The organism is Pseudomonas edaphica (assembly GCF_005863185.1).
GTDB lineage: Bacteria > Pseudomonadota > Gammaproteobacteria > Pseudomonadales > Pseudomonadaceae > Aquipseudomonas > Aquipseudomonas edaphica.
Genome location: NZ_VBVZ01000734.1, coordinates 1 through 2,801, shown reverse-complemented (window position 1 = coordinate 2,801; position 2,801 = coordinate 1). Strand labels below are relative to the sequence as shown.

At 63.3% G+C, this 2,801-nt stretch carries 3 protein-coding genes; all 3 read right to left on the bottom strand.

What is annotated here, in order from left to right; all coding sequences use genetic code 11:
* A partial coding sequence (locus FEM54_RS29725; protein WP_138453975.1) for an efflux RND transporter permease subunit occupies positions 1-563 on the bottom strand: 563 nt, incomplete at its 3' end.
* Complete coding sequence (locus FEM54_RS29720) at positions 560-1,630, bottom strand: efflux RND transporter periplasmic adaptor subunit (RefSeq protein ID WP_138453974.1); 1,071 nt, start codon at positions 1,628-1,630, stop codon at positions 560-562. The genes FEM54_RS29720 and FEM54_RS29725, both read right to left, overlap by 4 nt.
* Entirely contained in the window at positions 1,627-2,709 is a 1,083-nt protein-coding gene (locus FEM54_RS29715) for an efflux RND transporter periplasmic adaptor subunit (RefSeq protein ID WP_138453973.1), read from the bottom strand. The genes FEM54_RS29720 and FEM54_RS29715 overlap by 4 nt, the downstream gene beginning before the upstream one ends.
* Positions 2,710-2,801: the final 92 nt, after the last annotated feature.

The following is a 2,801-nucleotide window of genomic DNA, read 5'->3' as shown; positions in this document are numbered from 1 at the left end:
ACTTCGTCCTGCTGGCCGATCATCTCGACCTTGCCCAGCCCCGGCACCGAACGAATTTCGGCGCGCACCTGCTCCACATAGTCACGCAGTTGGCGCATCGACAGGCCGTCGCCGGTAAAGGCGTAGACCGAGCCGAACACATCACCGAACTCATCGTTGAACGACGGCCCCTGCAAACCCTGGGGGAAGGTGCCGCGAATATCGTCGATCTTCTTGCGCACCTGGTACCAGATCTCCGGGATGGCCTTGGCGCTGGTGGTGTCCTTGAGGAAGACGAATACCGTGGATTCACCCGGCCGCGTGTAGCTCTTCACGTAGTCAAGGGAGTCGAGTTCTTCGAGTTTTTTCTCGATGCGGTCGGTGACCTGCTTGAGGGTTTCTTCCTGGGTCGCGCCCGGCCAGCGGGTCTGGATCACCATGGTCTTGATGGTGAACGACGGGTCTTCCTCGCGGCCCAGGTTCATGTAGGAGAACACGCCCATCAGCAGCGCGACGAACATCAAGTACCAGACGAAGGACTGATGCTTAAGGGCCCAGTCGGATAAGTTGAAGCTCCCTTTCATCGCGGGCTGTCCTCGTCGATTTTGACTTTTTGCCCGGGTTTCAGGCTGTTCACGCCAGCGGTGACGATGCGTTCGCCGGGTTTGACGCCGCCGTTGAGCAAGGCGCTGTTGGCATCACGGCTGATCACCGTGACGTCACGCGGCTGCACGGTCTGGCTCTGGGTGTCGAGCAACCAGATACGGGTTTTGCCGTCGGCTTCCTGCAAAGCGGTCAGCGGTACTTCGATACGCGGTGCAATGGCCGTGCTCAGGGTCACGCTGATGGCGGTGCCGAGGCGGAACGCAGGTGGCGTCTCGGCCAGGGTCAGGCGCGCGCGGCGGGTGCGCGTGGCGCTTTGGGCCAGGGGTTCGATCTCGCGCACGATGGCGGTGGTGTTGACGCTGGGGTTGAGCTGCCCGGCGACCAGGAACACCACGTCCGGCGGCAGGCGCTCGGCAAGCCCGGCGGGCAGGTCGATCACCGCTTCCTTGATGTCCGGGCGCGCCAGGGTCACCACTTGCTGGCCGGCGCTGACCACTTGTCCGGCCTCGGCATTCCAGGCGGTGACGATCCCGGCGTGGTCGGTGCGCAGTTCGGCGTAGTTGAGTTGGTCTTTAGCCTGGTTGACCGAGGCTTTGGCTTGATCAAGGGTCGCCTGGGTGGTTTTCAAGTCGGTCTGCGCCACATCCAGCTGGGCCTGGGCACCGACGCCGCGATTGAACAGTTCCTGCTGGCGCCGGGCGTTGGCCTGGGCATTGATGAACTGCGCCTGCACGCGGGCCAGGTCGCCTTGGGCGGCGCGCAACTGGTTTTGCTGGTCGGTGGGGTCGAGCACCGCGAGCAAGGCGCCCTTCTCCACTTCGGCGCCGACATCCACGGCGCGGCGGGCGATACGGCCAGGCACGCGGAAACCCAGGTTGCTTTCGTAGCGGGCCTGGATGGTGCCGGCGAAGCGGCCGAGGTTTTCCTGGTCTTCGGACTTCACTTGCATGGACAGCACCGGCCGCACGGGCTCGGGCGGCGTTTCCTCTTTGGAACAAGCGACCAGCAACAGGCTGGCGGCAAGCAATGCCGTCAGGCGCTTCATGGCTGGACTCCTTGCTGGGCGATCTCGACGATCATGCCCGGGTGCAGCAATTGCCCGCCGGCCACCACGACTTTTTCGCCGCCTTTAAGGCCGTCGCCAATGATCACTTTGCCGGTCAGATAGCGCGCTACCGTGACTTTGTGCAGTTGCGCCTTGCCGTCGCCGTCAATCAGCCACACGGCGGGTTCGTTGAGGTCTTTGGTCAGCGCCGACCACGGCAACTCCACACTGGCCTTGGCCGGGCCATTGGCCGTGGCGCTGACCACTGAGCCCAGTTGCATGCCTTTAGGCAGCGATTGCAGGGCGATTTTCACTTGCACGGTGCCGGTATTGGCCGCCACGGCGGGCGTGACTTCGCGCACTTTACCCACGGCCTTGATGCTCGGGTCATCCAGCAGGCTCACGGTGATCGGCGCATCGGGCGGCGGCTCCACCAGCAAGGACTCATAGACGTTGAACACCGCATCGCGCTCGCCATCGGTGGCCAGGCTGAAAATCGGCACGGTGGCCTGCACCACCTGGCCGACTTCGGCCTGGCGTGCAGTGATCACGCCAGGTGCATCGGCGACCAGCGCGGTATAGCCGAGTTGTTCGCGGGCATTGGCCAATTGGGCTTGGGCGGCAGCCAGAGCGCTTTGGCTGCTACGCAGCGCGGCTTGGGCAGCGTCGTATTCGCTGCGGCTGGTGTAGCCCTTGGGCAGGAGCTTTTCCTGGCGTACGAAGGCGGCGGCGGTTTGCTTGACCCGCGCCTGCTCGGCCACGACCTGGGCCTGGGCGGAATCGACGTTGGTCTGCAAGTCTTTGGGGTCAAGTTTGGCCAGCACTTGCTTGGCGGTCACGCGGTCGCCCACATCGACCATGCGCTGGATAATCTTGCCGCCCACGCGAAAGGACAAATCGGTTTGCACGCGGGCCTGGATATCGCCGGTCAGGGTCACGGCGGCGGCAAAATCCGCAGGTTGCACGGCCTGCACAAACACCCGCGAATGTTCCTTGGGTTCGGACTTTTCCTGGCCGCAACCGCTCAGCAGCGTCAGCAGGCCAAATCCGAAAATACAGGTGTAAATACGACCGCCCATGCAGGCTCCTTTTGCGTGACGCGATGTGACAGTGAGTATGCGACTGTGAGCTTAGATCAGGGTTCCTTATCTGCATTGAGCATCCCATACTC

Bases quoted from the DNA above. Each gene is read 5' to 3' on its own strand.
- FEM54_RS29715 (WP_138453973.1), bottom strand. From the start codon at position 2,709: ATGGGCGGTCGTATTTACACCTGTATTTTCGGATTTGGCCTGCTGACG.
- FEM54_RS29720 (WP_138453974.1), bottom strand. From the start codon at position 1,630: ATGAAGCGCCTGACGGCATTGCTTGCCGCCAGCCTGTTGCTGGTCGCT.